The organism is Kitasatospora sp. SUK 42 (assembly GCF_015776785.2).
Lineage (GTDB): Bacteria > Actinomycetota > Actinomycetes > Streptomycetales > Streptomycetaceae > Kitasatospora.
In genome coordinates, this window is record NZ_LFMD02000001.1 from 1 (window position 1) to 1028 (window position 1028).

Below are 1028 nucleotides of genomic sequence, written 5' to 3' on the forward strand. Positions count from 1 at the left end.
GGGTCGCCGGTGGCCGGGGCGCTGGGAGCCGCGGGCTTGTCGGCGGCGACGCCGGTGAAGGTGCTGCCGAGGGTGACCACGACGTGGTCGGCGGCGGCCGAGGCGGACTCGGTGGCGGTGACGCCGTAGCGGGCGGCGACCTGCTCGGCGGCGTCCTTGGCGCCCTTGCCGTAGGTGACGGTGGTGGTCCTGGGCTTGCCGGCGGCGGGGCCGGTGCGGCCCTCCTTGAAGCCCATCCCGACCAGGGCCTTGGCCTCGTTGCCGGAGGAGACCCCGGCGGCCGAGGAGGCGTTGAACACGTCCACCGTGGCCGGGGCGGCCGCCTTGGCCGGCGCCGACGTCGGGGCCGGTGCGGGCGTGGTGGGGGCGGGGGTGGCCGGGGAGTCGGTCTCGCCGTCGGCCGGGGCGGAGGGCGCGGAGGCGTCGGCGTAGCCGAACAGCTGCTTGACGACCTTCTGGATCTTCGCGGGGGTGACCAGGTTGACGTCCTGGCCGTTCTTGGTGCCGAAGCCGTCGAAGGTGAGGGTGTTGAACTCGACGTTGCCGCCGGTCAGCGCCGGGGCCTGCTGGGCGAAGTCGAGGACGTTCCACTCGTTGTCGATCACCAGGTCCTTCTGGACGACGCCGAAGAGGTCCTTCAGCTTGCCGAGGTCGCTGACGATGCCGTCCTGCTTGAGCTTGTGCACGACGGAGGAGATGAACGCCTGCTGGCGGTGGGTGCGGGCGAAGTCGCCGGTGTTGCCCTTGCCGTCGTCCAGGTTGTGCCGCTGACGGACGAAGGCCAGGGCCTGGGAGGCGTTGAGGGTGTTGATGCCCTTCTTGAAGTCGGCGCCGGAGCCCTGGCCCTCCATCGCCGGGTCCTTGGTGTCGTGGGTGAGGCAGACCTGGATCGGCTCGACGGCCTTGGCGATGTCGTAGAAGCCCATCAGGTTGACCTCGGCGATGTGGTCCACCGGCTGGTCGAGGAACTTCTGCACGGTGCGGATGGTGGCGGCCCGGCCCGCGTCGCGGCCGGCCTTCTCCAGGTC

At 71.4% G+C, this 1028-nt stretch carries 1 protein-coding gene; it reads right to left on the reverse strand.

The window, feature by feature from the left end; all coding sequences use genetic code 11:
• Nucleotides 1-1028, reverse strand: a 1028-nt coding sequence (locus RZ50_RS00005) for an LCP family protein (RefSeq protein WP_217680133.1), incomplete at both ends; no start/stop codon positions are given.